The organism is Bradyrhizobium sp. 521_C7_N1_3, from assembly GCF_052075975.1.
GTDB classification, from domain to species: domain Bacteria; phylum Pseudomonadota; class Alphaproteobacteria; order Rhizobiales; family Xanthobacteraceae; genus Bradyrhizobium; species Bradyrhizobium japonicum.
Window position 1 is genome coordinate 7,425,366 of the sequence record NZ_CP197232.1, and the last position, 24,871, is coordinate 7,450,236.

Below are 24,871 nucleotides of genomic sequence, written 5' to 3' on the forward strand. Positions count from 1 at the left end.
ATGGATTTGAATACCATCACGACGGTGGCCCATCCGCAAACGCGCGCACAACTGCCCGCCTGGGCGGAAGGTGATGCTTGGCTCGCGGGCGGCACCTGGCTGTTCTCGGAGCCCCAGGTCCACCTGAAACGGCTGATCGATCTCACTGACCTGAAATGGCCGGCGCTGACGACCACCGACACCCATCTCGCCATCTCCGCCACCTGCACCATCACACAGCTCGACGGTTTCGCCTGCCCGCCCGACTGGCTCGCGGCCCCGCTGATCGGCCAGTGCTGCCGGGCTTTCCTTGCGTCATTCAAGATCTGGAAGACCGCAACCGTCGGCGGCAATCTCTGCATGTCGCTGCCGGCGGGACCGATGATCTCGCTCACGTCGGCGTTGGACGGCGTCTGCACCATCTGGAAGGCCGGCGGCGGCGAAGAGAAGATACCCGTCGTCGACTTCGTCATTGGCAACCAGCGCAACCGCCTGACGCCAGGCGACCTGATCCGGCAGATCGATATCCCGATTGCCGCGCTGAAGCGTCGCACGGCCTTTCGCCAGATCTCGCTGGCACCGGTCGGCCGCTCTGCGGCACTTCTGATCGGCAGCCTGGACAGCGATGGCACGCTGACGCTGTCGGTGACCGCATCGACGGTGCGACCGATCCAGCTGTCCTTTCGCAAGGCCCCGGACGCGGGCCCGCTTCGCGTCGCGATCGCGCAGCAGATCCCGGATGATCTGTACCACACCGACATCCACGGCAAGCCACTCTGGCGCAAGCATATGACGCTAAGGCTCGCTGAGGAGATTCGCGCCGAACTCGTCGGGGCAACGCCGTCATGAGTTTCGAGGTCAACGGCAAGACGTTCCCGCAAGAGCCGCGCGCCGGGCAGTGCCTGCGCACGTTCCTGCGCGAGCTCGGCCATTTCGGCGTGAAGAAGGGCTGCGATGCCGGCGATTGCGGCGCCTGCACCGTGCTGCTCGACGGCGAGCCGGTGCATAGCTGCCTGATCCCGGCGTTCCGCGCCGAGGGGCGCGCCGTCACCACGATCGAAGGCCTCGCTGGCGACCACGGCGCGCATCCGATGCAGCGGGCCTTCCTCGATGCGCAGGGCTTTCAATGCGGCTTCTGCACCGCCGGCATGATCCTGACCTGCGCTTCGCTGAACCAGGCGCAGCGCACCGACCTCGGATCGGCGCTGAAGGGCAATATCTGTCGCTGCACCGGCTATCGCTCGATCGAGGACGCACTGCTCGGCAAGACCAATGTCGAGGAGAGCGTTGAGCCCGGCGCCGCCTTCGGCCGCAGCCTGCCGGCGCCCGCAGGCCCCGACGTCGTGCGCGGCAAGGCGCACTACACCTTCGACACCGAGATCGACGGCCTGCTGCACATCAAGCTGCTGCGCTCGCCGCACGCCCACGCGAAAATCGTGGCGATCGACAAGTCGAACGCGCTGCGCGTGCCCGGCGTGCACGCGGTCCTGACGCATGAGGATGCGCCGTCGGTTCTGATCTCGACTGCCCGGCATGAGAAGGACTGGATGGATCCGGAGGATACTCGCATCCTCGATGACGTCGTCCGCTTCATCGGCCAGAAGGTCGCGGCCGTCGTCGCAGAGAGCGAGGCTGCGGCCGAGGAGGCGTGCCGCCGGCTGAAGGTCAGCTACGAGATCCTGCCTGCGCTGATCGACCCGGAGCAGGCGATGGCGCCGGGTGCGCCTGTCATTCATCCTGACCGCACCACCGCAAACCGCATCGCCGATCCCCAGCGCAACCTCGCAGCCGAGACGCATGGCGAATACGGCGACGTGGCGACGGCACTCGCGACGTCCGCCGTCACCTATGAGGCAACCTTCCACAGCCACCGCGTGCAGCACGCCGCGCTGGAGACCCATGGCGGCCTCGCCTGGCTCGATGCTTCAGGCGTGCTCAATGTCCGCACCTCCACGCAGGTGCCGTTCCTGACCCGCCGCGCGCTGTCGGACATCTTTGAGCTCCCCTTGGACAAGGTCCGCGTGTTCTGCGAACGCGTCGGTGGCGGCTTTGGCGGCAAGCAGGAGATGTTCGTCGAGGACATTCTGGCGCTGGCTACGCTCAAGACCGGACGACCGGTCAAGCTGGAGCTGACCCGCGAGGAGCAGTTCATCGCGACCTCGACGCGGCATCCGATGCGGGTCCACATCAAGGCCGGCGCCGATGCCGACGGCAGGCTCACCGCACTTCAGCTCGAGGTGCTCTCCAACACCGGCGCCTACGGCAATCATGCCGGTCCCGTGATGTTCCACTCGCTGTCCGAGTCCATCGCCGTCTACAACTGTCCGAACAAGAAGGTCGACGGCTTCGCCGTCTACACCAACACGGTGCCGTCGGGCGCGTTTCGCGGCTATGGCCTGCCCCAAACGCAAATCGCGATCGAAGCCGCGATCGACGAGCTGGCACGGCAGCTCGGCATCAGCCCCTACGACATGCGCCGGCGCAACGTCGTCAAAACAGGCGATCCCATGCTGTCGCCGCCGCCGTCCGAATTTCACGACGTGCTCTATGGCTCCTACGGGCTCGACCAGTGCCTCGACCTCGTCGAACGCGCGATGCAGGCCGACGGCCCGCAGCCGGACCTGACGCCAGAGTGGCTGATCGGCGACGGCGTCGCGCTGACCATGATCGATACGGTGCCACCGGCCGGGCATCTCGCGGACGCGATGATCGCCCTCAACGACGACGGCGGCTTCGACCTCACCGTCGGCACCGCCGAGTTCGGCAACGGCACCAGCACCGTGCACCGGCAGATCGCGGCGACGACGCTCGCAACCACCGTCGACCGCATCCGCCTGCGCCAGTCCGACACCGCCCATGGCGGCCACGACACCGGCGCCTATGGCAGTGCGGGCACCTTCGTTGCGGGCAAGGCAACGCATGCGGCCGCGATACAGCTTGCGACCGAGCTGAAAACGGTGGCCGCCGGCGCCTGGCTGTGCGACGCCGCGAGTTGCACGCTCGACGACGAAGCCGTCGTCAGCGGTGTCCGGCGGATGTCCTTTGTGGAGCTGGCGAAGCTTGCGCGCGAACGCGGACAGCCATTCGCGGCCAGCGGCAATTCCGGGGGGACGCCGCGCTCGGTCGGCTTCAACGTCCAGGGCTTTCGCGTCGCCGTGAACAAGGGCACCGGCGAGATCAAGATTCTCCGGAGCGTGCAGGCGGCGGACGCCGGCGTCGTCGCCAATCCCATGCAGTGCCGCGGCCAGGTCGAGGGCGGCGTCGCGCAGGCGATCGGGGCGGCGCTCTACGAGGAGATGGTGATCGACGCGACCGGCCGCGTCACCAACCCGAAATTCCGCGATTACCACCTGCCCTCCTTCGCAGACGTTCCGCGCACGGAGGTCTTCTTTGCCGAGACGTCCGACACGATCGGGCCGCTGGGCGCCAAGTCGATGAGCGAGAGCCCGTACAATCCGGTCACCGCCGCGCTCGGCAACGCGATCACGGATGCCACCGGCATCCGCTTCACCGCGCCGCCGTTCAAGCCGGACCGGCTGTTTCCGGCGCTGCACGAGAGGTTCGGGAATTAACTTCCGCGATAGGTCGAGTAGCTCCACGGCGTGACCAGCAGCGGCACGTGATAGTGGCTTTCCGGCTCGCTGATCGCAAAGCGCAGCAGGATCTCGTCGAGGAACGGCGGGTCTGACAGCGGCACGTTGCGCTCGGAATAATATTTGGCGACGCTGAAGCGAAGCTCGTAGCGGCCGATCGGCAGCGGACGGCCGCCGATCAGCGGCTGGTCGGTGCGGCCATCGGCATTGGTGACGGCGCGCGCAATCACGCGGCTCTCGCCGAGATTCGCAAGCTCGACGAGCTCCACCGGGATGCCGGCTGCAGGCTTTCCGGCGTGATTGTCGAGCACATGCGTGGAAAGCCGGCCATGCACTTTCAGCTTGTCGTCGGCGACGACGAGCTGATCGAGCCGCAGCGCCGAGATACGACCGATCTCCTCGATCGCGCGTCGCGTCTCGGTCTTGGCGATATTGCGCAACCGCGTCTCGAAGTCGCGCAGCACGGAATCCCTAGTGTGACGGCGCACGCAGACGATATAGGGGAAGCCGAACTTGTCGCGATAGGCGTTGTTGACGCGCTCGAATGCCGCGTATTCGGCCTCCGACAGCCGGTCGAGGCCGGCACTGTTCTGTTCGTCGGTCGATTCCGCCGTGAGGCCCGCCGCGCGCTGGGTCTTGTTGGCGAGGTCGGGATGCGCCCGGATCAGCGCGAGCTGCACGTCGGGCTCGGCAGCCTGGATCGCCGCCATCAGCGCTGAGTGCAACTGATTGATACCGGCGAACGGCCGCTGCTCAGCAAGTTTCTCCGCAATCCACGGTGAATATTCGACGACGTTGGCAAGGACCGCGACAAAGCCGGCCTGATCAGCAGCATTGAGATCGGCGAGCGAGATTTGCGCCATCGTCCTCACCCGATCTCGAAGGCGTCGGCGGCGAGATGCGCATGCTTGTCGTGCCAGTGCTGCGCGATCTGGAGCCGCGTCGGCACCCAGACGCGATCGTGCTTGCCGATATAATCGAGGAAGCGGATCAGTCCCGCGGCGCGGCCGGGCCGGCCCGCAAGACGGCAGTGCAGCCCCACCGACATCATCTTCGGCGCGGTCTCGCCCTCGGCATAGAGCACGTCGAAGGCGTCCTTCAGATAGGTGAAGAACTGCTCGCCTTCGGCAAACCCCTGCGGGTTGATGAAGCGCATGTCGTTGGCGTCAAGCGTATAGGGAATGATGAGCTGCTTGCCGTTCGCGCCCTTGACCCAATAGGGCAGATCGTCGGCATAGGAGTCGCAGAGATAGAGGAAGCCGCCCTCCTCCATCAGGAGGCGGTTGGTGTTGATCGAGGAGCGCCCGGTGTACCAGCCGAGCGGCCGCGAGCCCGTCGCCTCGGTGTGGACGCGAATGGACTCGGTAATCTCGGCGCGCTCCTGCGCCTCGGTCATGTCCTTGTGCTCGATCCATTTCAGGCTGTGGCTCGCGATGTCCCAGCCCGACTCCTTCATCGCCGCGACAATCTCCGGATTCCGCTTCAGCGCGGTGGCAACGCCAAACACGGTGGTCGGCCACTTCCGCTCGTTGAACATCCGCCACAGCCGCCAGAAGCCGGCGCGCGAGCCATATTCGAACATCGACTCGATATTGGCATGGCGCTGGCCCGGCCAGGGCTGCGCACCGAGGACGTCGGACAGAAACGCTTCCGAGGCGCGATCGCCGTGCAAGATGTTGTTCTCGCCGCCTTCCTCGAAGTTGACGACGAACTGCACCGCGACCCGCGCGTTGTCAGGCCATTGCGGATGCGGCGGGTTGCGGCCGTAACCGCGGAGATCGCGCGGGTAGCGAGTATCCGTCACTCAGACTTCCTCGAAGCGGATCGGCAGGGCGCCCTTCCACAGCACGCTCTTGCCGAGGGTCGCGAGATTCTCGAGGCCCGAGGTCAGCGTGATGAAATGGTTGCCGGCGAGCTGGCCCATTTTGCTGGCGAAGTGCACGCCGCCATAGGCAAGCAGGATCTCGGTCTCGCTGATGCCGCCGGGATAGAGGATGATCTGACCCGGCGCGGGATAGCTGGTGTGGTTCTCGTAGCCGACGCCGAAATCGAGATCGCCGAGCGGCATCCAGACGCCCTCGCCGCTCCAGCGCACATGGATGATGTGGCTTTCGAACGGCAGCGCCTTGCGAAACGCAGCGACGGTCTTGGGCGCCAGCTGCTCCTCGAAGCGGGCATCGAAGGTGAAGTCGCCGGCGCGGATAACGAGTTTGCTCATCTCATCTCTCTGGATCGGGGGCCAAAGGCCCACGGGGAATTTTCAAGCAAAGAGCATTCCAGGGGGCTTCGCGCAAGTGGCGCGGCCCGTCATCTGCGGTCGTAGGACCAGCCGAAAATACCGCTCCGCCGCACCTCCGGCTCGGGCTCGGCGGCGAGCGCGGCCGAAGGGGGCGCCTCCTTCAGTTCCGCCTGTGGCGGAGGTGGAGGCGGCGCCGGCAGATTCTCGCATTTCATGGAGTAGACCAGCTTGCCGTCCGCGGTCCGCCCGATCGGAGCGCACGGGTCTGGATGCGCTGCCGAGGTCCTTGGCGTGAGCTTAACCTGCGCGGCCGCCGGGGAGGCGATCAGGAGAAGGACCAGCAGATATTTCGACATCGTTGTCGCCTGAGAACTCAATTCGCCTCATTGAACCGGATTGCCAGGGGCAAGTCCACCGGCGCCGCGGGCACGATTGCCGAATATTTGGCCGGGGCTAGAAAATTTGCTCGCCCCAACGTGATGGCCGCGCTTCGGATCGTGAAACCGACCCGGCTGATATTCGGCAGGACACATCGCCATGTCAGCCACGGCCGCGAACACAGGAGACATTTTTCTCACAGCCTGAATCGCCGTCACGGGAGAAACAACCATGCGAAAGACCTTTGCCATTCTCGGCGTCACCCTGATTGCCGCCGCCACCATCCAGACCGCCGCCGCGAGCGACCGCCACCACAGAAGCAAGGCACATGCCGCCCCGATCACCCAGTCGGTCCGTGACTCCAACGCGTTCTGGCCGTCGCAGTCGACCACACCCGACTGGCAGCGCTACGCCAACGGCGCGCTGTCGGCACCGGCGGGACGGTGATACGGGCGTACAACGCAACTGCGTCAACGTCATCACGACGAGCGCACGCGTAGGATGGGTGGAGCGAAGCGAAACCCATCATCTCTCATCAACGCGGAAGCATGATGGGTTTCGCAAGCGCTCTACCCATCCTACGGCCTCTTAGACACGCCTTCGCGTCCTCGCGGCGCATTCCGCCCGAGTTTTGCCTGATCACTCCACCCTCGAAGCCAAGAGGGCGCAGGGGAGGCCGGGTGCTGACCTCGCCCCCACGGTCCGCTGCGCGAGATGGTGCGCAAAGGAGACTGCACAGCAGCATACAGGTGGCGCCAATCACTCGGCCTTCCCTGCGCGATGGTTGGACGGCTTATGCCGTGCTCTCCCGGGAGCCGAATTCCTTCTGGCCTCCCTCACGCCTGCGAAAGTCGCCGACAGCGCGCCGGTTGACGCGACTGCCGCATCCGCAAAGCACTTGACCGTAGCGACGACGGTCAGGACCACACGGTTTTGCCGTACGCACGGCCCGCCATTTCGCCGCAGTTTTCCCAGCCCTGTCGACGGAGCCGGAAACTTGCAGACGAGACGAAGCCTAGCAGCGCCGCTCATCCGGCACGAAGTCTTGGGCTCACGGAGAGCAATCCGCCCTGCCCCTGACCTCTCGCGCCCGACGCTACCGCGTCCACCGCAAGCCCGGCTCGCGTATCGTGACGACACATGATCGCCCCTCAAGGGTGAGCCGGGATGGGCGACACATACGCCGTTTCCGAATTTCGGTAAAGCAGAATATTTTCGCGCGCGCGGCTTGACGCCCTCTCGGGTGTTTTGCCCGTCGGGCAACGAGAGCCCCGTCGCCCGGATGGAGCCAACGGGTCGGCGCGAAACGCCGCACGATAACCGGCTCCGCGCAACCCGGGCTACGGCGAGAACAGGCGCCTAATAGGGCTGATAGTAGCCACGCGGACCGTAATAGGGACCGCCGCCATAATATCCCTGACCACCATAGTAAGGACCCGGGCCGTAATAATTCTCGTAGTACTCTTGGCGCCGGCTCTCTGCGATCGCGCCTCCGATCAGACCCGCCGCTACGCCCATGAAGGCAAGCCCCGCCGCATTTGGACCCCGACGATAGTAGCGGTGGCGGCGAGCGGCGCTGAAATCGGTCGCTGCCGATCTGCTTGACGTCGGAGAGTTCGCACTGACGGACGGCGCACCGGCCGGCGCCGCAGACGAGGGCGAGACGGAAGCTGTCGCCATTGCCAGACTCGCAAACGCAGCCAGCGCGGTGTTGCGGCCAAACCTGGAATTTGCGGGCCTGTCGCTCATCTCGGCGTCCTTTGTTCTCGTTCAAGGTCAAAATATGCAAAGTCAAAATATGAAACGGTCCACAACGTGCAAATCACTGAGAAGTTTCGTGATCGCGGCAATCTGCCACGCTTGGAACGATTGTAAACCGAACGACCAGATCCAGCTTGAACCACTGAACGTGAGCGGATAATGAACAGCCGCGCCGTTTTTCGGTCGCCGTAAGCGTTTCACGTGAACCAACGCATCAACCGACGCCGTCGGGATCGATGCCATTTTCGCAGGTTCAACGTGACTGACGCGTCCTTTTCTTCAAGAGAAACCAGATGATTGCGGTTCGCAAACTGCCGGCGCGCTATGCGCCGATCGTGATGCCATTCGTGCTGTCCATCCTCATGACGGCCGTGGTGTCGGTCATTTCGACGCTCCGGAGCCTCGGCGCGACGCCGGCGTTCCTCGCGACCTGGCCGGGCGCCTGGGCGCTGTCATGGCTCGTCGCCTTTCCCACGCTGCTGATGGTGCTGCCACTGGTCCGACGGATCGTGGCGTGCGTCGTCGCTTCTCCATCTCAACCAGGCCGATAGAAGGCGCGGACGGCGGCGCAAGCGATCGTTGTCGTGAATGCGGCCGCGACTACGGGCCCATATCGATCGCGCTATTGCCGCGCTGATTGCAGTTGAACCGGAGGCGGCCGTCGCACCGCGGCATGCGGTGACGACGTTGCCGGCGCCGGCTTGCGCGTCTGGGCCGCAGCCGGACGTGGCGCAGGCACGGGTGCTGCGCTCGTCTTCTGCCCCGCGTTCGACCGGCCGGTCGTTTTCCCGGCGATCTCGGGCTTGTTGTTATCCGGCGTCTTGTTTTCAGACGCCTTGTCTCCAGGCATCTTGGCGACGAGCCGCGCCATTTGTTCCTGGCCTGCCTTCAACTCATCGGCAAGCCTGAGATTGTCGAGCGACATTTGCTCCTGGTTCGCTTTCAATTGCGCCTGGCTCGCCGTGAGCTGATCGATGCCTTGCTGCACGTTTGCGAGATCGCTCGCCAGCTTCTGCAGCAATTCGGTCAACTCCGGCGGGAGCGTGCTGCCGGTTGGCGCGGCTACCTCTGGTATGGCTTCGGCGGCGGATGCCGGTTGCGGCGATGCCTCGGCCAATTGAGCAGTCGGGCTCGTCTCAGCTTCGCGCGCCGGCTCTGCTTGCAACTGCGACGACGTCGCAGCGTGCAGCGGCGCCCAACCGGCGATCATCTGCCTGACCGTATCACCGTGGGATGATTGCGAGACAAAGGCAGCGATGCCAATCCCCGCAGCCAGCCCCAGACCGACGAAGCCGCGCAGCGCCGTCCCGCCGCGCCGCGGGCGACTGCGCACGGCATCGCGCTCCAGCCGGGCAAGCTGCTCGCTGGCGCGCGCGATCTCTTCATCCACGCTCTTGATTTTCTCGAAGGTATGCGTGAGCTCTTCGTCCATGCGCGCGGACGGCGCATAACGCGGCTCGATCGGTGTCGTCACGGAGTTCATTGGCGCTCCCCTTCCCAGCCCAATGTCGCCCAAAGGCGTCCGTCGCATCTGCTTGCCCTGATCATCGCCGACGCGCTTTGTCCAAAGCAAGACGCCTTCAAGGAAATTCGGAGGCCGGACGACTTCGGGGGCCATGGCCCCCTCCCCCAATACCTCTCTCGACCCCGAGGCCGCGGACCCTTACGACAGCGCCCCGAGCACGCCGCGCGTGGCCTTGTCGATCTCCTCGACATAGCGGCGGCGGGCAAAGGTCTCGGTGAGGAAGCCGACCACCTTGCGGCTATCGGTGGAATCGACCACCGCCAGCATCTCGGCTTCCGCCTCGTCGAACACGGCCATCGCCGACTTCACGTTCATTTCCGGGATCAGCACGATTTCTGTCAAGCGGGCGAGCTCGATCACCTGGATGTCGTCGGCGATGGTGTCGAGATCGCTGGAGAACAGGTCGGGCAGCAGGACGAGGCCGACATATTCGTCGGCATTGTTGACGATGACGATGCCGGGCCGCGAGCCCAGTGCGAATTCACTGCGCACGGCGGCGATCGTCGTGGTCGACGGCACCTTGCCGACGTCGGAGCGCATCAGCCGCTCGACCGTGAGGTTGCGCAGCCAGCCGACGTCGTTGGCGCTGCGGATGGTCTCGCCGCGCAGATGCAGGCGCCAGGTCGAGAAGGAATGACCGAACATGAAGCGGACGCAGATCGAGGTGACGATGCAGCCTGCCAGCACCACGGCGGTAACGTCGACATTGCGGGTCATCTCGAGCACGAGGAACGACATGGTCAGGGGACCGCCGACAATGGCGACGCCGAGCGTCGCCATGCCCGTCAGCATCGCCACCAGCGGGTCGATCACGAAACTCGGACTGATCAGCAACAGCAACGCGGCAAAGAATTTTCCGATCAGGCTGCCGACGAACAGCGAGGCGAAGAACAGTCCGCCGCGGAAGCCCGAGGCGAGCGAGATCAGGCAGGCCGTCACCTTCAAGGCGATGATCAGCGCGATCAGGCCGATCGTCATGTCGTGAAAGAGATCGAGCACCATGGCGCCGTGGCCGGCCGCGAGCACCTGCGGCGTGACGATGGCGAAGCTGCCGACGATAAGGCCGCCGATCACCGGGCGCAGCCAGACTGGCAGCCAGACAAACAGGCGCTCGAACATCGAAGACGACCGCATCACCGCGATGCCGACGCCGCTGGTAATGAGCGCAAGCCCGATCAACGCCAGATATTGCTCGACGCCGACCGCGCTGACCTTCGGTATTTCGATAGAGTAAGGCGCACCGCCGAGCCATTGCGCGGTCAGCGCGCCAGCAAGCGAGGCCGCCAGGATCGGCGCGGCGCTGCCGACCGAATAGACGCCGACGATCAGCTCGCAGGCATAGAAGGCACCGGTGATCGGCGCGCCAAACGCCGCTGCGATCGCAGCGGCTGCGCCGCAACCGACGATCAGGCGCAAATCGTTGCGGCGCAGATTGAAGAACTTGCCGAGCAGTGAGGCGATGCCCGAGCCGATCTGGGTGTAGCCGGCCTCGAGGCCGACCGAGGCGCCGCAGCCGTTCGAGATCAGCGTCTGGCTCGACACGACCATGCTGTCGCGCATCGACAGATTGCCGCCGCGTAGCGCGTTCGCCTCGATCGGGTCGACCGCGTTGGAGATCTTCAGCCGCCGCCGCCACCATTCCATGATACCGAGCGCCAGTCCGCCGAGCGCGGGCGCGATCAGGGCCGCCCAGGGGCTGACCCGGGCGTGGGCGGATAGGCGAACATCGACGGGAATGCCGTAGATCACCATATGGGCAATCTGCGCGATCTCGGCCATCAGCGTCACGATGGCGCCGGTAAACGTGCCGATCACAAGCGCCAGCGGGATCAGGTAGAACTCGTTGCTGCGCAAGAGCGCGCGCAGACGAACCATGACGCGGTTCGATCCCTTGCGATCGGCGATGTGTCTGATCCGCGCGAACACCTTTTTGCCCGCCCTACCCTTCCGACATGCCGTAGCCGGCCATGCGCTGGCGGACCCGTTCGATCTCGTCGCTGGGGAGCAGCGGCGGTTTTCCGATCTGGAGGCAGCCGTGATACTGCCGCGCCAGCGTCTCGACCTCGACGGCGAGCCACATCGCCTTGTCCAGCGTCTTGCCGACCGCGATCATGCCGTGATGGTCGAGCAGGCAGGCGAGCCGGCCCGCCAGCGCCCGCAGCGCATGCTCGGACAGCTCCGCCGTTCCGAAGGTGGCATAGGGCGCGCAACGGATACTGTCACCGCCGGCGGCTGCGATCATGTAGTGCACGGGCGGAATCTCCATGCCCATGATCGCCAGGATGGTGCAATAGGTCGGATGGGCGTGGACGACGGCGTTGACGTCGGGCCGCGATTTCAGGATGTCGCGGTGGAAGCGCCATTCACTGGAGGGCTTCTGACCGGGGGCATGCGAGCCGTCCATCGCCATGAACACGATCTGGTCGGGCGTCATGGCGTCATACGGCACGCTGGTCGGGGTGACCAGAAGCCCGTCTGCATGCCGGACGCTGATATTCCCTGACGTGCCCTGGTTGATGCCGAGCGCGTTCATGCGGCGGCAAGCGTCGATTATGGCCTGTCTCTTGTCGAGCTCGTCCGCTGTCATCGATATCTCGACTTCTTGGCGATGGGCGTTTGTTAGACCGGGAGTACGTCAAAGCAATGTGGCAGTGCAAGCGAAAGCGACCCGGATCAGCTACCGCCTTGCCGGCAGCCCCGCCAGGCCACTAAATATCACTTGAAATCAATAATTTAGCAGATTTCCGCAGGTCCAAGGCAAACCCTAGGGCAGGCTCGCCCGGACGGCCGCGACCCCGTTGATCACGAACTGCACCGAATAGGCTGCGAGCAGCATGCCGAGCACGCGCGAGAGCACGGCATTTCCGGTGCGCCCGAGGGTGCGCGCGATCAGGCTCGCGGAGACGAAGCACACCATGCAGAGCAGGCAGACGGAGACGACGACCGCGATGATGATCGCGAGCTTGGCCCCATAGCCGGCATTGCCCGTCAGCAGCAGCGTGGTCGCGATCGCGCCGGGACCGGCCATCATCGGGATGGCCAAGGGAAACACCGCGACGTCGGAGGCATGCTCCGAGGTGGCCTTGTCGGCCTCGCGCGCCTCGCGATGCGGACGGTCGCCGAAGATCATCTGGTAGGACACGCCGAACAGCAGCAGTCCGCCGGCGATCTGGAAGGCGGGGATGCCGATCCCGAGCTGGCGCAACAGCCAGTTTCCGGCCAGCGAGATCACCACCAGGATCGAAGCCGCGATCAGCGGCGCGCGCAGCGCGATCGTGCGCTTGACCTTGTCGGGTATGCCTCCGGTCGCGGCGAGGAAGGCCGGCGCAAGGCCGACGGGATCGACCACCAGCAGCAGCGTCACGAAGGCGGACAGGGCGAAGTCGAGCATGCGGGAGGGTCTCGCGCGAGGTGCAGCCGCAATCCATAACCGCTGGAGGAGGCCTTCGCGAGGAACATTTGCCTTCGCAGAGTCTTGGTCGCGCGAGGATTGAGGAGGGCATCGCCCTTCCCGTGTCGCCTCAAGAGGAGGATTCATGGCTAAACGAGCAAAGAAACGCGCGAACGCGAAAAAGACCGCGGCGCACCGTCCGCGTCAGGCACCGAAGATGTTGAGCGACCTGTTCCTGGAGACGCTGAAGGACATTTATTTCGCCGAGAACAAGATCATCAAGACGCTGCCCAAGATGGCCAAGGCCGCGCATTCCAAGGACCTTGCCGCCGCCTTCAGCAAGCATCTGCGCGAGACGCAGGGCCAGGTCAAACGGCTCGACCAGATCTTCAAGATGCTGGGCAAGCCGGCCCGCGGCAAGCCCTGCGAAGCGATCAACGGCATCACCGACGAGGGTGCCGAGATCATGAAGGATTTCAAGAACGCCCCTGCCCTCGACGCCGGCCTGCTCGCGGCCGCTCAGGCCGTCGAGCACTACGAGATCTCCCGTTACGGCACGCTCCGCACCTGGGCCGAGGAGCTCGGCATGCCGGACGCCGCAAGGCTGCTCCAGGAGACGCTGGACGAGGAAGAGGCGACCGATCACACGCTGACCGAGCTCGCGACCTCGGTCATCAACCTCGAAGCGGAAGAGGAGTACCGCGCCGCGGCCTGATCGGCGCGACGCGCCCAACTGTTGCCTTCGATGCCGCGGAATATCCCCGCGGCGTCGAAGCGTGCGACTGCAAGGGCCTTTTCCGGTTGGAGAGGCCAGGCATGCTCCAAACGCGCGATGCTGGAATTTTGGGGAACCGTCCCCATATGCTCGTTTTCCAACCGCAGCGCCTTCCCCGAGTTTTTGCCATGCAACCCAAAAATCCCCTCGACTGGATGCTGTCCGAAGCCCTGGACTCGCTGACCCGCGCCGAACGGCTGCGGCAGCAGTTCGGCCGCCAGGAAGCCTGCTGGGAGCCGCCGATCGACGTGCTCGAGACCGAGCATGAGCTTTTGATCCTGGTCGCGCTTCCCGGCGTCAATCCCGACAACGTCGAGACGGTGATCCTCGACGGCGTGCTCGTCATCTCCGGCCAGCGCACGCTTCCGCCGGAGCTTCGCAACGCCCGCATCCACCGGCTCGAGCTGCCGCAGGGCCGCTTCGAGCGGCGCATCGCGCTTCCCGTCGGCCGCTACGCCATCAGCCGCTTCGTGATGGACGGCTGCGTCGCGCTGCGCCTCGCCAAATCCTGAGGTCGATCATGGCCACCGAACAGATGAATACCGCACAAACCAATTCCCAGAGTAATCCCGACGTGAAGATTCCCGAAGACGCGCTGATCGTCATCCCGGTGCGCGAGATGGTGCTGTTTCCCGGCGCCATCGCGCCGATCGCGATCGGCCGGGCGAAGTCCATCGCCGCCGCGCAGCAGGCGCTGCGCGAGCAGCGGCCGGTCGGCATCGTCCTGCAGCGCAGCCCCGAGATCGAGGAGCCCGGGCCGGATGATCTCTACCGGGTTGCGACCATCGCCAACATCGTGCGCTACATCACCGCGCCCGACGGCACGCATCACATTGTCTGCCAGGGCGTGCAGCGCGCCCGCATCCTCGACTTCCTGCCGGGGACGCCGTTCCTGGCCGCGCGTTTCCAGCAGATCCCCGAGCCGACCACGAGCTCGCCCGAGATCGAGGCGCGCGCGCTGAACCTGCAGCGCCAGGCCATCGAGGCGGTCGAGCTGCTGCCGCAGGCGCCCCCCGAGCTGGTCGCGATGTTCCAGAGCACCACCGCGCCCGGCGCGCTGGCCGACCTGGCGACCTCGTTCATGGACATCAAGCCCCAGGACAAGCAGGAGGTGCTGGAGACCATCGACCTCGCCCTGCGCGTCGAGAAGGTGTCGAAGCATCTGGCCGAGCGGCTGGAGGTGCTGCGCATCTCCAACGAGATCGGCCAGAAGACCAAGGCCTCTTTCGACGAGCGGCAGCGCGAGGCGATCCTGCGCGAGCAGATGGCGACCATCCAGCGCCAGCTCGGCGAAGGCGACGGCAAGGCGGCCGAGGTCGCCGAGCTGACGGCTGCCATCGCCAAGGCCAACATGCCGCCGGAAGCGGAGGCGCACGCCAAGAAGGAGCTGCGCCGCTACGAGCGCATGCCGGAGGCTGCCGGTGAGTCCGGCATGGTCCGCACCTATCTCGACTGGCTGATCGAGCTGCCGTGGGCGCTGCCCGCGGAGAAGCCGATCGACATCAAGGAAGCACGCCGCATCCTCGACGCTGATCACTTTGGCCTGGAGAAGATCAAGGGTCGGATCATCGAATATCTGGCGGTGCGCAAGCTCGCTCCGCAGGGCAAGGCGCCGATCCTGTGCTTCGTCGGGCCGCCCGGCGTCGGCAAGACCTCGCTCGGCCAATCCATCGCACGCGCAATGGATCGCCCGTTCGTGCGCGTCAGCCTCGGCGGCGTGCATGACGAGGCCGAGATCCGCGGCCACCGGCGCACCTATATCGGCGCGCTGCCCGGCAACATCATCCAGGGCATCAAGAAGGCCGGCACGCGGAACTGCGTCATGATGCTGGACGAGATCGACAAGATGGGCCGTGGCGTGCAGGGCGATCCCTCGGCCGCCATGCTGGAGGTGCTCGACCCCGAGCAGAACGGGACGTTCCGGGACAACTACCTGGCCGTGCCGTTCGACCTATCGCGCGTGGTGTTCATCGCGACCGCCAACATGCTGGACCAGATTCCGGGTCCGCTGCTGGATCGCATGGAGCTGATCAGCCTCGCCGGCTACACCGAGGAGGAGAAGCTGGAGATCGCGCGCCGCTACCTGGTGCGGCGTCAGCTCGAGGCCAACGGCCTGACGGCCGAGCAGGCCGAGATCGAGCCGGAGGCGTTGAAGCTGGTCGTCAAGGGCTACACCCGCGAAGCCGGCGTGCGTAACCTCGAGCGCGAGATCGGCAAGCTGTTCCGCCATGCCGCGGTGCAGATCGCCGAGGGCACGGCTGCCAAGGTCGTGGTGAGCCCGAAGGACATCGGCATCGTGCTCGGCCAGCCGCGCTTCGAGGGCGAGATAGCGCAGCGCACCAGCATTCCGGGCGTGGCCACCGGCCTTGCCTGGACGCCGGTTGGCGGTGACATCCTGTTCATCGAGGCCTCGCGCGTGCCCGGCCGGGGCGGCATGATCCTGACCGGCCAGCTCGGCGACGTCATGCGCGAGAGCGTGCAGGCTGCGATGACGCTGGTGAAGAGCAAGGCCACGCAGCTCGGCATCGATCCGTCGGTGTTCGAGAAGAACGACATCCACGTTCACGTGCCGGCGGGCGCAACCCCGAAGGACGGACCGAGCGCGGGCGTTGCGATGTTCACGGCGTTGACGTCCCTGCTCACCAATCGCACGGTGCGCAGCGACACGGCGATGACCGGCGAGATCTCGCTGCGCGGTCTGGTGCTGCCGGTCGGCGGCATCAAGGAGAAGGTGGTGGCTGCGGCCGCTGCCGGGTTGAAGCGGGTGATGCTGCCGGCGCGCAACAAGCGGGACTACGACGACATCCCGAAGAGCGCGCGGGACAACCTCGAATTCATCTGGCTGGAACGCGTCGACGAGGCCATCGCCGCAGCGCTCGAGCCGGCCGATGCCAAGGTCGAAGCGGCGGAGTGAAGGCGATGAAGAAACTGCTGGAAAAAGCCAGGCGATCGCGGAAGACGCAGCGGCTGCGTCAGCTGCTCGACCGTGCGATCGACCGGGTTCGCGATGCGCTGGCGGCCCCTGGGCCGCGGCTTCAACCCGTTCCGGTCCGGGTGAAGCGCCGCAAGGGTTGAGCCCTCCGTCTCAAGCCCTCGCGGCAGCCCCAAACAAAAGGCCCCCTCCTAGCCGAGGGGGCCTTTGCGTTGTTAGCCCACCGCGTCCTTGGCGGCCTTGACCGGGCGGGCGCGGACGATCTTCCGGGCCGGCTTGGCCTTGAACATCATCTCTTCACCCGTGAACGGGTTGGTACCCTTGCGCGCCTTGGTCGCGGGCTTCTTGATGACCACGAACTTGGCGAAGCCCGGCACCAGGAACAGGCCGTTCTTCTTGAGCTCCTTGTGACCGACGTCGGTCAGCGTCTCCATGACGCTCTTGACGTCACGCTTGGAAAGCTCGGTGGCGGTCGCAATCTTTTCGATCAGCTGCGATTTGGACATTTGGGTTGGCATCGTGTCTCCTCTGATTCGTTGCCGGTTGCATATTAGACCAACCGTTGAAGGCCGAGAGCCTTCTGCACAGTTTTGTCGCGATTTTACGGGCTTTTTTGGCCCCCTGTGGCAAAAACCCCTGCTTTTCAGCGGCTTCCAGAGCGGAAGGAGCCTCCGGCAGCGGTTTTTGCCTTGTTTCAAAGGCCCGCACGTCGCCTTGCTAAAGCTGATTCGCTGCTTTCGACAAGCGACGACCGGCCTCTTTGTGAAAGGCCGGTCGCGATTCACCCTGAAAAATAAGGCTAGATCGTCGTGTTGCGGCGTCTCAGCTACTCTCTCACCCTGTTCTTACAGGGGCGCGACGAGCTTCGCTCGCGCTAGATACGCTCGATGATGACCGCGGGAGCCATGCCGCCGGCGGCGCACATGGTGACGAGACCGCGCTTCAGGTCTCGCCGTTCGAGCTCGTCGAGCACGGTGCCGATCAGGATCGAGCCGGTGGCGCCGATGGGATGGCCGAGGGCGATCGAGCCGCCATTGACGTTGACCTTGGCGCGGTCGAGCTTGAGGTCGCGGATGTACTTTTCCGCCACCACCGCAAACGCCTCGTTGATCTCGAACAGGTCGATGTCGTCGATCGAGAGCCCCGCCTTCGCCAGCACCTTGCGCGTCGCCGGCACCGGCGCGTTCAGCATCAGGGTCGGCGAGTCCCCCATGTTGGCCATCGCGACGACGCGAGCGCGCGGCTTCAGGCCGTGCGCGCTGGCATAGGCGGGCGACGCGAGCAGGATCGCCGCGGCGCCGTCGACCACGCCGGACGAATTGCCGGCGTGATGCATGAAGTCGATGTTCAGGTCCGGATATTTCTGCAGGATGAGGCCGCGATAGGTCGTGCCCTTGTCGTCGAGCGCATAGTCGGCGATCGCGGGGAATGCGGGCTTCAATGCGCTCAGCCCTTCCATCGTGGTCTGCGGCCGCGGATACTCTTCATGGTCGAGCGCGAGGCTGCCGTCCTCGCGATGCACGGGCACGAGGCTCTTCTTGAAGTGGCCGCCGGCAATCGCTTGCGCTGCGCGCTTCTGGCTTTCGAGACCGAGCGCGTCGACGTCGCTTCGCGTGATGCCTTCCAGCGTCGCGATCGCGTCGGCGCAGACGCCCTGATGCGACTGCGGATGCCGCGCACGCAGGCGCAGATTGCCGGAATCCATCATCATCGGACCGCCGCCGCGGCGTCCTTCCATCGACATCATCTCGCAGCCACCGGCGATGACGAGGTCTTCGGTGCCCGACATGATCGAGGCCGCCGCCATGTTGACGCTGGTGATGCCGGAGCCGCAAAAACGATCCAGCGTCACCGCGCTGGCGCGCACGTCGTAGCCGGCATCGAGCGCCGACATGCGGCCGAGGTCGCCGCTTTGGGTCGCGACCTGCGCGCTGCAGCCCCAGACGATGTCGTCGACATCGGCGGTGTCGATGCCGGTGCGATCGGCGAGCGCGCGCAGCACGGTCGCACCGAGCTGCTGCGGATGAATGCCCGAGAGTGCTCCCTTGCCGGCCTTGCCGACGCCCCGCGGGGTCCGGCAGGCATCGATGATCAGCGCGTCAGCCATTGGCGTTGTCCTCTTGTTATGAGTGTTGAGGACGGTTTTGAATAACGGGAAGAGTGGAGTCAATGCGGGACGTGTGCGCCTCTCACCCGGATTTTCCGCTGCGCGAAAGCCTCCGCGACGTCATGGCCGGGCTTGTCCCGGCCATCCACGCGTTGCCACACGGCGGGAAGAACGTGGATGCCCGGGACAAGCCCGGGCATGACGACCTGTACTAGATGGAAGCGATCACGCCCCCGCCGCGTTCTTCGCGATCACATTGCGGTAGAAGGTCGCGCTGAGCTTCGGCGTGCGCACCTGCGTGTCGAAATTGACGTGATAGAGCCCGAAACGCTTGTTGAGCCCGAACACCCATTCGAAATTGTCCAGCAGGCTCCAGAGGAAGTAGCCGCGCACCGGCACGCCCTCGGCGGTGGCACGCTGGAGCTGGGCGAGATAGTTGCGCAGGTACATGATGCGATCGGTGTCGTAGATCTTGCCGTCGGGCGTCACCACGTCGTCGCCGGAGGTGCCGTTCTCGCTGATGTAGATCGCATCCGTCTTCCAGATCTTTGCGGCCAGCTTCGGCACCCAGTAGATCGTCTCCGGCGCGACGCGGAGCCAGTTCGAGTTCATGTGCGGGAACGATTTCGGGATCGGCAGCGGCATGAAGCCCGCACCCTGGTCGGAGGGCACCACGTAGTTCTGCGGCGCGTAGATATTGAGGCCGAGGAAGTCGACCGGCGAGGAGATGATCTTCAGCTCGGCCTCGGTGTATTTCGGCGCATCGGCGCCCGCGTATTTCAGGAAGGCGTCGGTATACCGGCCGGTCATGATGACGTTGAGATAGCCGGCGTTCATCTCGCGCAGCGCGATCTCGGCCGCGCGGACATGCTCGGGCGTGTCGATGGCGGGAACGCAGACGTCGATATTCTCGGCCGGCCCGACCCTGGTGCCGCGGCGGCCGTGCGCCCGCACCGCCTGCACTGCGAGCCCGTGCGCGAGCGCGCTGTTATGCCTGACCTGGTTGACCTCCGCTTGCGGCAGCGTCACGCCCGGCGCGTCGATGCCGAGGCCATAGCCGAACTGGACGAAACGTCCGCTCTCGTTCAGCGTGAACACGTTCTTGACGCGATCGGTCAGGCGCTCGGCGACATAGCCCGCATAGTCGCCAAAGATCTTGCAGGTCTCGGTCGAGCGCCAGCCGCCGAAGCGATCCTGGAGCGATTGCGGCAGGTCCCAGTGGTAAAGCGTCAGCCACGGCTCGATGCCGTTCTTCAGCAGCTCGTCAATCAGCCGATTGTAGAAGTCCAGCCCCTTCGGGTTCGGCTTGCCGTCGCCGTCCGGAAACACCCGCGGCCATGCCACCGAGAAGCGGTAGGCCTTGCAGCCGAGCTCCTTGATGAGCGCGATGTCCTCCTTGTAGCGGTGATAATGCTCAACGGCGCGATCGCCGGTGGTGCCGTCCTCGATCTTGCCGGGGATGCGCACGAACTTGTCCCAGATCGAAGTCCCCCGCCCGTCGACGTCGACCGCACCCTCGACCTGATAGGACGAGGTCGCCGTGCCCCAGACAAAGCCCGCCGGAAAGCTGTCCATGCCTCGCGGCGCCGGTGCCGGCTTGGTCTCGGCGGCCTCCAACGGATTTGCGATCCCGGCTGCGGACAATCCCGCCAGCTTGGCAAACTGGCGACGCGAGACCTTGTCCGACATTGATGCTGCTCCAAAGGTGATGCTGATGCTGCGGCACAATGGCGCGTCGCAGGCGGTTTGAGAAGGCGTGAGGTCGGGATTTGCGGATGCAAAATTGCGGCACACCGACCCACGGCAGAATTTACCTCAATTAACCTGCAAAGCTCTCCGTTCTCCAGCAAGTTTTACGTCGCGCCATGTCGATCAAGCGATGGAGACGGAAGATGAGCGAAGAGACAGACCTCGAGACGACCGGCATCGGACGCCGGGATGTTCTTCTCACGGCCGGAGCCATGCTGGCGGGAATGGCGGCGACCAACCCTTCGGTTGCGAATGCCCAAGGCGCTCCCCGTCCCGCTTCGGCTGCGCGCGATTCCGCGCCGCTCGGCGCGCGGTTGCAAGGCGTTCAGCATTTCGGCGTGACCGTGCAAAACATGAATCGCGCCTTCGAGTTCTACACCGAAGTGCTCGGTGGCACCGAGATTTTCCGCGACGGCGACTTCCAGGGTGAACCGATCCACAATACGCTCTTGACCGATCAGGAAATCGAAGCGCGCGAGCGTCACGTCAACCCGCGCACGATCGGGGTTCCCGATCTCAGGGGCGGCACCCAACGCCTCGACGTGCGCTTTGTCCAGTTCGACAACGTCGTGATCGAGCTTCTGCAATATCGCGACGCCGGTCAGCCGTCGGGCAGCGGCGACAGCTTCGCAGAGCCTCGCGATCACATGAGCCCGGCGTTTCCACGCTCCATGCACATCTGTTTCTACGTGAGGGATGACGTCGACTTCAACAAGTTCATCCATGACCTCGAAGCGGAATCGGCGCGCCGCGGCATGACGCAGGTGCGGGCCAATCGTGTGATCACCGTGACGTCCGAGCAGCAACGCCGCGCCGCCCCGATCGAGGCGAACACCAATCGCATCACGCAGGGCCTCTCGGAGGGCTGGGAGCTGATCTACTGCAAGGGTCCCGAGGGAGAACAGCTTGAATTCGTCAAGGCCCTGGGGCCGGTCAAGAAACGCTTCAGTGACGCGCTCGCCACCCGCCAGCAGCGGGGGTAGAGCGGCACGACGCCTGTTCCTGTGAGCCCCTGCCCTGCAAGACGCATGCGCGCGTACCGGAGGATGATCCCCATGACGTCACGAACACGAATGATCCTGGCCCTCGCCGCTGCTTTACTCGGCGGCGCGGCGCCCGCCGCCGCACAGGAGCGCGACGGCGTTCGCTATCGCGCCATTCCCGACGGTGCCTATTCGGTTGTCGCCGAAGTGCGAGCCAAGCCGGGCAAGGAACGCGCGCTTCGCGAAGCAACGCTGCCGCTCGTCGCGCGTGTCCGTAGCGATCCAAAGAACCTCGTCTACTTCTTCCAGGAAGATCGCGAGACACCGGGACGCTTCATCTTCTATGAGATCTTCGCAACCCGCGACGACTTCGAGGCCCACAACGCCATGCCCTATGTCCAGCAGTGGTTCGGCCGGCTTCCCGAACTGGCGGAAGGTGGCGTCGTGGTCAGGCGGCTGGAAATCCTTGGCCATGGCGGCGGTTGAACTCCGCCCGGAGGCCGTCGCACGATCTTTCCGGAAAACCGCTTCGCACTTTTCCGGATCATGCTCTAGTGATCAGGACAAGCGGGCGATCTGCCGCCGCGCGATCGCCTCCCCTCTGGTCTCGTCAAGAATTTCCCGCGCCCGGGCCAGCCCGGGAACGTGCTCCCGGTCGCCGAGACGTCCCAGCAATTCGCCGAGGACGGCATGCGCGACCGCCGGTCGTCCGGCGACCAGTTCCAGTTCGGCGAGACCGACGCTGGCATCGCATTCATGGAAATAGATGCCCTGCGAGCGCATCAATTCGATCGCGCCCACGAACAGGTTTCTCGCGGCATCCAGATCGCCCGGCCGATTGCGCGCCATCAGGATCCTTGCGAGGACGGGGTTGTATCGTCCAATGAACCGGCCATCCCGGTCGCCGAGGCATTGCGTCATCGCCTGCTTTGCCGCGGCCTCCGCTCCATCCAGATCACCTAACAAGCGTCGCGTCTCCGCAAGTTCAACCCACAGGATCGGATGAAGCGTCCCTGTCTTCAGGATGAATCCGTCCTGCAGACTACGGGTCAGGCTCCGCTCTGCCGCTTCGAGGTCACGGGCTTCCTCGCGGATCAGAAGAGCCTGAAAGACATCGACCAGAACGCGCCATGGACGATAGAGGCTGGAAACAGCCTCGAGCTTCCGCAAATATGGCCTGACGCGTTGAAAATCGCCGGATGCAAGGTGAGCCCAGATAGCGCCCTGGGCGAGCACGAAATACAGGGTTGTCACGTGGCCCTGGCTTTCCGCCTGGCTGACGGTCGAAGCCAGCAGAGACCGCGCCTGATCGGAATAGCCCAGATAAAATTTGGCGAGCCCGAGCCCGACCTTGCAGGAGATGATCGAGTCGATACCGCCAAAATAAAGCGAAACCCTTCGCGGGATCACCGTTCGGTCGTCCAGGAACGCCTCGAACTTCTGGTGCGCCAACTTCATGTCGGAGGCCTCAAAAGCCTGGAAGGCGGACCAGCGCAGCAGAAGCCGCGACATCACGGCATCGTTCGATCTCCTGCATACCGCTGCGAACGCATCGATGTAGGGCGAGGCGGGACGTCTGGTCAGGAGCATGTTCTGAATGATTCCGTAGAGCGCGCGCATCTCCAGGAGATCGTTGCGCGCGATTTGCGCTGCCCGCCAGGCGTGTTCGTAGAGGCTCGCACCCTCGAGACCCGGCACATAGACCTGCGCCGCCGCGAGCGCGACCAGCACGCGAGATCTCACGACGGGCCCGACATCGGGACTGCTGTCGGCGAAGCGCAACGCCAGCTCCAGATGAGGAACGCCTCGCGCGAGCGACGTGAACTCGAGCCATAGACGCTCGGCTGCAAGAACCAGCGCGATCCCGAGGCCGGGGTTGACGGAAAACGCCCAATCGAGAGCGACGCGAACCTCGTCGATGTAACCACGCAGCAGCGCACTGTCCGCGACGGAATCGCAGGCGTCCCAATCCCTCCGTTCCAGCACGTCGAGGAAATAGCGCGCGTGGCGCTCGTGCACCCTTTGCCGATCGCCTGCCGCGCCCGATGCCCTGCTGGCGTAGGCCCGCGTGGTCTCCAGCAGGCGATACTCCAGCAGCGTGGCCCGATGATCGAGGCTCAAAAACGACTTGCCCGCCAATGCGGCCACCGCTTCGCGGACACTTGCCATGTCCAGATCGTCATCGCTGGCAACCGCAATCGCAGCATCGAGCGTGAACGGCCCGGCAAAAATGGAAAGACGCCCGAGCACCACCCGCTCCCTTTCGGGAAGCAGATTGTAGCTCCAGTCGATCGTGGCCGCGAGCGAGCGATGACGCGGAATCGCGGTCCGGCGATCGACCCAGAGCAGGGAGAACCGTTCGTCAAGCCCGCGGCGAACCTCGTCGACGCCGAGGACGTCGACCATCGAAGCCGCGAGCTCGATAGCCAGGGGCATTCCATCGAGATGCCGGCAAATCTCCGCGATCGCTGCTGCGACGGTATCGTCGACCTCGAAGCCCGGAAGTCTCTGGCAGACGGTTCGCGTGAACAGCTGGGCCGATGAATAATCCTGAAGGTTCTCCGCTGTCACCAGAACAGACGACGGCGGTGTTTCGAGCGGATCGAGACGCCAGACCAGCTCGCCTTCGATCCGCATGGTTTCGCGGGTCGTCACCAGAATGTGGACGTCGCTTGTATCGCTGAGCACGGCTTCAACGAGAAGCGCGACATTCTCGGTGACATGCTCGCAGGAATCCAGGACCAGCAGCAGGTGTCGGCCGTGGAGGGCCAGCAAGACCTGATCGAGACTTGCGGCGACCTGAACCGGCAGATCAAGCGCGCCGGTAACCGCCGCATAGACCTGACTGCCGTCAGTGATGCGGTCGAGCTCGACAAGGCAGACACCGTCGGCATAGGCCGCTTCGAGCTCGCTCGCCACGGCAAGCGCCACCGTCGTCTTGCCGATTCCACCGGGCCCCAGGACCGTGACGAGCCGCTTGTTCTGCAGCAGCTCCCTGATGTTGCCGATCACCGCACCGCGGCCAATCGGCCTGCTTGTCGCGCCCGGCGCCCGGCATCGGCGCTTCGGTGCGCGATAGACGCTGGTCTCCCCGACGAAGCGGTATCCGAACGATGCCTCTGCGCGGATCAGGTCGCCGTATTCACGAAGAGCTTTTCTCAGGCCGGAGATCTGAACCTTCAGATTGGCCTCGGTCACGATCCTCCCGGGCCATGCCCGATCGTAGAGCTCAGACCTCGAGACGAGCTCACCCGGAGCTTCCAGGAGAGCACCCAGGATCGCCGCCGCGCGCGAGCCAATCCTGACGGGCGTCTCACCGTGCAACAGCAGGCGTCTGGCCAGGCTGAAACGAAATGGTCCAAATGTAACTTCCGGACCCGACATTGCCTGTTCAGCCCTCAGCGCAGCGATGGTCGACCGGTCGGCCGTTCTGCAGAGGCGTCGCGCGATCGCCGACCT

Annotated in this window: 23 protein-coding genes; 10 read left to right on the top strand and 13 right to left on the bottom strand. The window is 64.9% G+C overall.

Annotated elements, in window-relative coordinates; translation table 11 throughout:
• Both AB7008_RS35025 and AB7008_RS35030 read left to right on the top strand, forming a co-directional pair.
• Positions 1–828, top strand: coding sequence for an FAD binding domain-containing protein (locus AB7008_RS35025; RefSeq protein ID WP_304490742.1), 828 nt, complete (start codon positions 1–3; stop codon positions 826–828).
• Positions 825–3,551 carry a molybdopterin-dependent oxidoreductase gene (locus tag AB7008_RS35030; RefSeq protein ID WP_304490743.1) on the top strand — a complete coding sequence of 909 codons (2,727 nt, stop codon included), beginning with the start codon at positions 825–827 and terminating at the stop codon, positions 3,549–3,551. Before AB7008_RS35025 ends, AB7008_RS35030 begins: the two co-directional genes overlap by 4 nt.
• On the opposite strand, the gene uraD is transcribed toward AB7008_RS35030, so the two are convergent.
• From uraD to AB7008_RS35050, 4 genes are all read right to left on the bottom strand, one after another.
• On the bottom strand, positions 3,548–4,435 hold the full coding sequence (gene uraD, locus AB7008_RS35035; protein WP_304494736.1) for a 2-oxo-4-hydroxy-4-carboxy-5-ureidoimidazoline decarboxylase: 888 nt from the start codon (positions 4,433–4,435) through the stop codon (positions 3,548–3,550). The genes AB7008_RS35030 and uraD overlap by 4 nt on opposite strands.
• Positions 4,436–4,440: 5 nt before the next feature.
• Complete coding sequence (puuE, locus tag AB7008_RS35040) at positions 4,441–5,376, bottom strand: allantoinase PuuE (RefSeq protein ID WP_304490745.1); 936 nt, start codon at positions 5,374–5,376, stop codon at positions 4,441–4,443.
• The gene (locus AB7008_RS35045) at positions 5,377–5,790 is read right to left on the bottom strand and encodes a DUF3830 family protein (protein WP_014493672.1); all 414 of its coding nucleotides are present in this window, start codon (positions 5,788–5,790) and stop codon (positions 5,377–5,379) included. It lies immediately after the preceding gene.
• Between the two features lie 89 nt (positions 5,791–5,879).
• Entirely contained in the window at positions 5,880–6,167 is a 288-nt protein-coding gene (locus tag AB7008_RS35050) for a hypothetical protein (protein ID WP_304490746.1), read from the bottom strand.
• Positions 6,168–6,420: 253 nt separating this feature from the next.
• Between AB7008_RS35050 and AB7008_RS35055 the strand changes: the two genes are divergently transcribed.
• Positions 6,421–6,636, top strand: coding sequence for a hypothetical protein (locus tag AB7008_RS35055; protein ID WP_248879012.1), 216 nt, complete (start codon positions 6,421–6,423; stop codon positions 6,634–6,636).
• A gap of 912 nt (positions 6,637–7,548) precedes the next feature.
• On the opposite strand, the gene AB7008_RS35060 is transcribed toward AB7008_RS35055, so the two are convergent.
• Positions 7,549–7,938, bottom strand: a complete 390-nt coding sequence (locus AB7008_RS35060) for a hypothetical protein (protein ID WP_304490747.1) — start codon at positions 7,936–7,938, stop codon at positions 7,549–7,551.
• 305 nt (positions 7,939–8,243) lie between these two features.
• Between AB7008_RS35060 and AB7008_RS35065 the strand changes: the two genes are divergently transcribed.
• Complete coding sequence (locus AB7008_RS35065; RefSeq protein ID WP_014493668.1) at positions 8,244–8,501, top strand: DUF2798 domain-containing protein; 258 nt, start codon at positions 8,244–8,246, stop codon at positions 8,499–8,501.
• A 71-nt stretch (positions 8,502–8,572) separates the two neighbouring features.
• Here AB7008_RS35065 and AB7008_RS35070 read toward each other — a convergent pair whose 3' ends face one another.
• The 4 genes from AB7008_RS35070 to AB7008_RS35085 all read right to left on the bottom strand — a co-directional run bounded on the left by AB7008_RS35070 (position 8,573) and on the right by AB7008_RS35085 (position 12,866).
• Complete coding sequence (locus AB7008_RS35070) at positions 8,573–9,568, bottom strand: hypothetical protein (RefSeq protein WP_441260271.1); 996 nt, start codon at positions 9,566–9,568, stop codon at positions 8,573–8,575.
• 45 nt (positions 9,569–9,613) lie between these two features.
• Positions 9,614–11,401: a chloride channel protein gene (locus AB7008_RS35075; protein WP_028156689.1), complete on the bottom strand. Its 1,788-nt coding sequence runs from the start codon at positions 11,399–11,401 to the stop codon at positions 9,614–9,616.
• Positions 11,402–11,414: 13 nt separating this feature from the next.
• On the bottom strand, positions 11,415–12,062 hold the full coding sequence (locus AB7008_RS35080; RefSeq protein ID WP_441260272.1) for an L-fuculose-phosphate aldolase: 648 nt from the start codon (positions 12,060–12,062) through the stop codon (positions 11,415–11,417).
• Positions 12,063–12,239: 177 nt separating this feature from the next.
• Positions 12,240–12,866: a MarC family protein gene (locus AB7008_RS35085; RefSeq protein ID WP_441260273.1), complete on the bottom strand. Its 627-nt coding sequence runs from the start codon at positions 12,864–12,866 to the stop codon at positions 12,240–12,242.
• A gap of 145 nt (positions 12,867–13,011) precedes the next feature.
• On the opposite strand from AB7008_RS35085, the gene AB7008_RS35090 reads away from it, so the two are divergent.
• The 4 genes from AB7008_RS35090 to AB7008_RS35105 all read left to right on the top strand — a co-directional run bounded on the left by AB7008_RS35090 (position 13,012) and on the right by AB7008_RS35105 (position 16,716).
• The gene (locus tag AB7008_RS35090; protein ID WP_248879015.1) at positions 13,012–13,581 is read left to right on the top strand and encodes a YciE/YciF ferroxidase family protein; all 570 of its coding nucleotides are present in this window, start codon (positions 13,012–13,014) and stop codon (positions 13,579–13,581) included.
• Positions 13,582–13,769: 188 nt separating this feature from the next.
• Positions 13,770–14,153, top strand: a complete 384-nt coding sequence (locus AB7008_RS35095; protein ID WP_014493661.1) for an Hsp20/alpha crystallin family protein — start codon at positions 13,770–13,772, stop codon at positions 14,151–14,153.
• 8 nt (positions 14,154–14,161) lie between these two features.
• The gene (gene lon, locus AB7008_RS35100) at positions 14,162–16,555 is read left to right on the top strand and encodes an endopeptidase La (RefSeq protein WP_441260274.1); all 2,394 of its coding nucleotides are present in this window, start codon (positions 14,162–14,164) and stop codon (positions 16,553–16,555) included.
• 5 nt (positions 16,556–16,560) lie between these two features.
• Positions 16,561–16,716: a hypothetical protein gene (locus AB7008_RS35105; RefSeq protein ID WP_187387991.1), complete on the top strand. Its 156-nt coding sequence runs from the start codon at positions 16,561–16,563 to the stop codon at positions 16,714–16,716.
• A gap of 72 nt (positions 16,717–16,788) precedes the next feature.
• On the opposite strand, the gene AB7008_RS35110 is transcribed toward AB7008_RS35105, so the two are convergent.
• From AB7008_RS35110 to AB7008_RS35120, 3 genes are all read right to left on the bottom strand, one after another.
• The gene (locus AB7008_RS35110; protein WP_014493658.1) at positions 16,789–17,091 is read right to left on the bottom strand and encodes an HU family DNA-binding protein; all 303 of its coding nucleotides are present in this window, start codon (positions 17,089–17,091) and stop codon (positions 16,789–16,791) included.
• Positions 17,092–17,447: 356 nt separating this feature from the next.
• Positions 17,448–18,680 carry an acetyl-CoA C-acetyltransferase gene (locus AB7008_RS35115; protein ID WP_041960713.1) on the bottom strand — a complete coding sequence of 411 codons (1,233 nt, stop codon included), beginning with the start codon at positions 18,678–18,680 and terminating at the stop codon, positions 17,448–17,450.
• Positions 18,681–18,905: 225 nt separating this feature from the next.
• Positions 18,906–20,369, bottom strand: coding sequence for a GH1 family beta-glucosidase (locus AB7008_RS35120; protein WP_441260275.1), 1,464 nt, complete (start codon positions 20,367–20,369; stop codon positions 18,906–18,908).
• A gap of 203 nt (positions 20,370–20,572) precedes the next feature.
• Here AB7008_RS35120 and AB7008_RS35125 point away from each other — a divergent pair, with 203 nt between their 5' ends.
• On the top strand, positions 20,573–21,412 hold the full coding sequence (locus AB7008_RS35125; protein WP_304490751.1) for a VOC family protein: 840 nt from the start codon (positions 20,573–20,575) through the stop codon (positions 21,410–21,412).
• Between the two features lie 72 nt (positions 21,413–21,484).
• Positions 21,485–21,898 (top strand): putative quinol monooxygenase, encoded by a 414-nt coding sequence (locus AB7008_RS35130; protein ID WP_441260276.1) that lies wholly within the window; start codon positions 21,485–21,487, stop codon positions 21,896–21,898.
• A gap of 72 nt (positions 21,899–21,970) precedes the next feature.
• Here the strand turns inward: AB7008_RS35130 and AB7008_RS35135 are convergent, their stop codons facing one another.
• The gene (locus tag AB7008_RS35135; RefSeq protein ID WP_441260277.1) at positions 21,971–24,796 is read right to left on the bottom strand and encodes an ATP-binding protein; all 2,826 of its coding nucleotides are present in this window, start codon (positions 24,794–24,796) and stop codon (positions 21,971–21,973) included.
• Between the last annotated feature and the right edge of the window lie 75 nt (positions 24,797–24,871).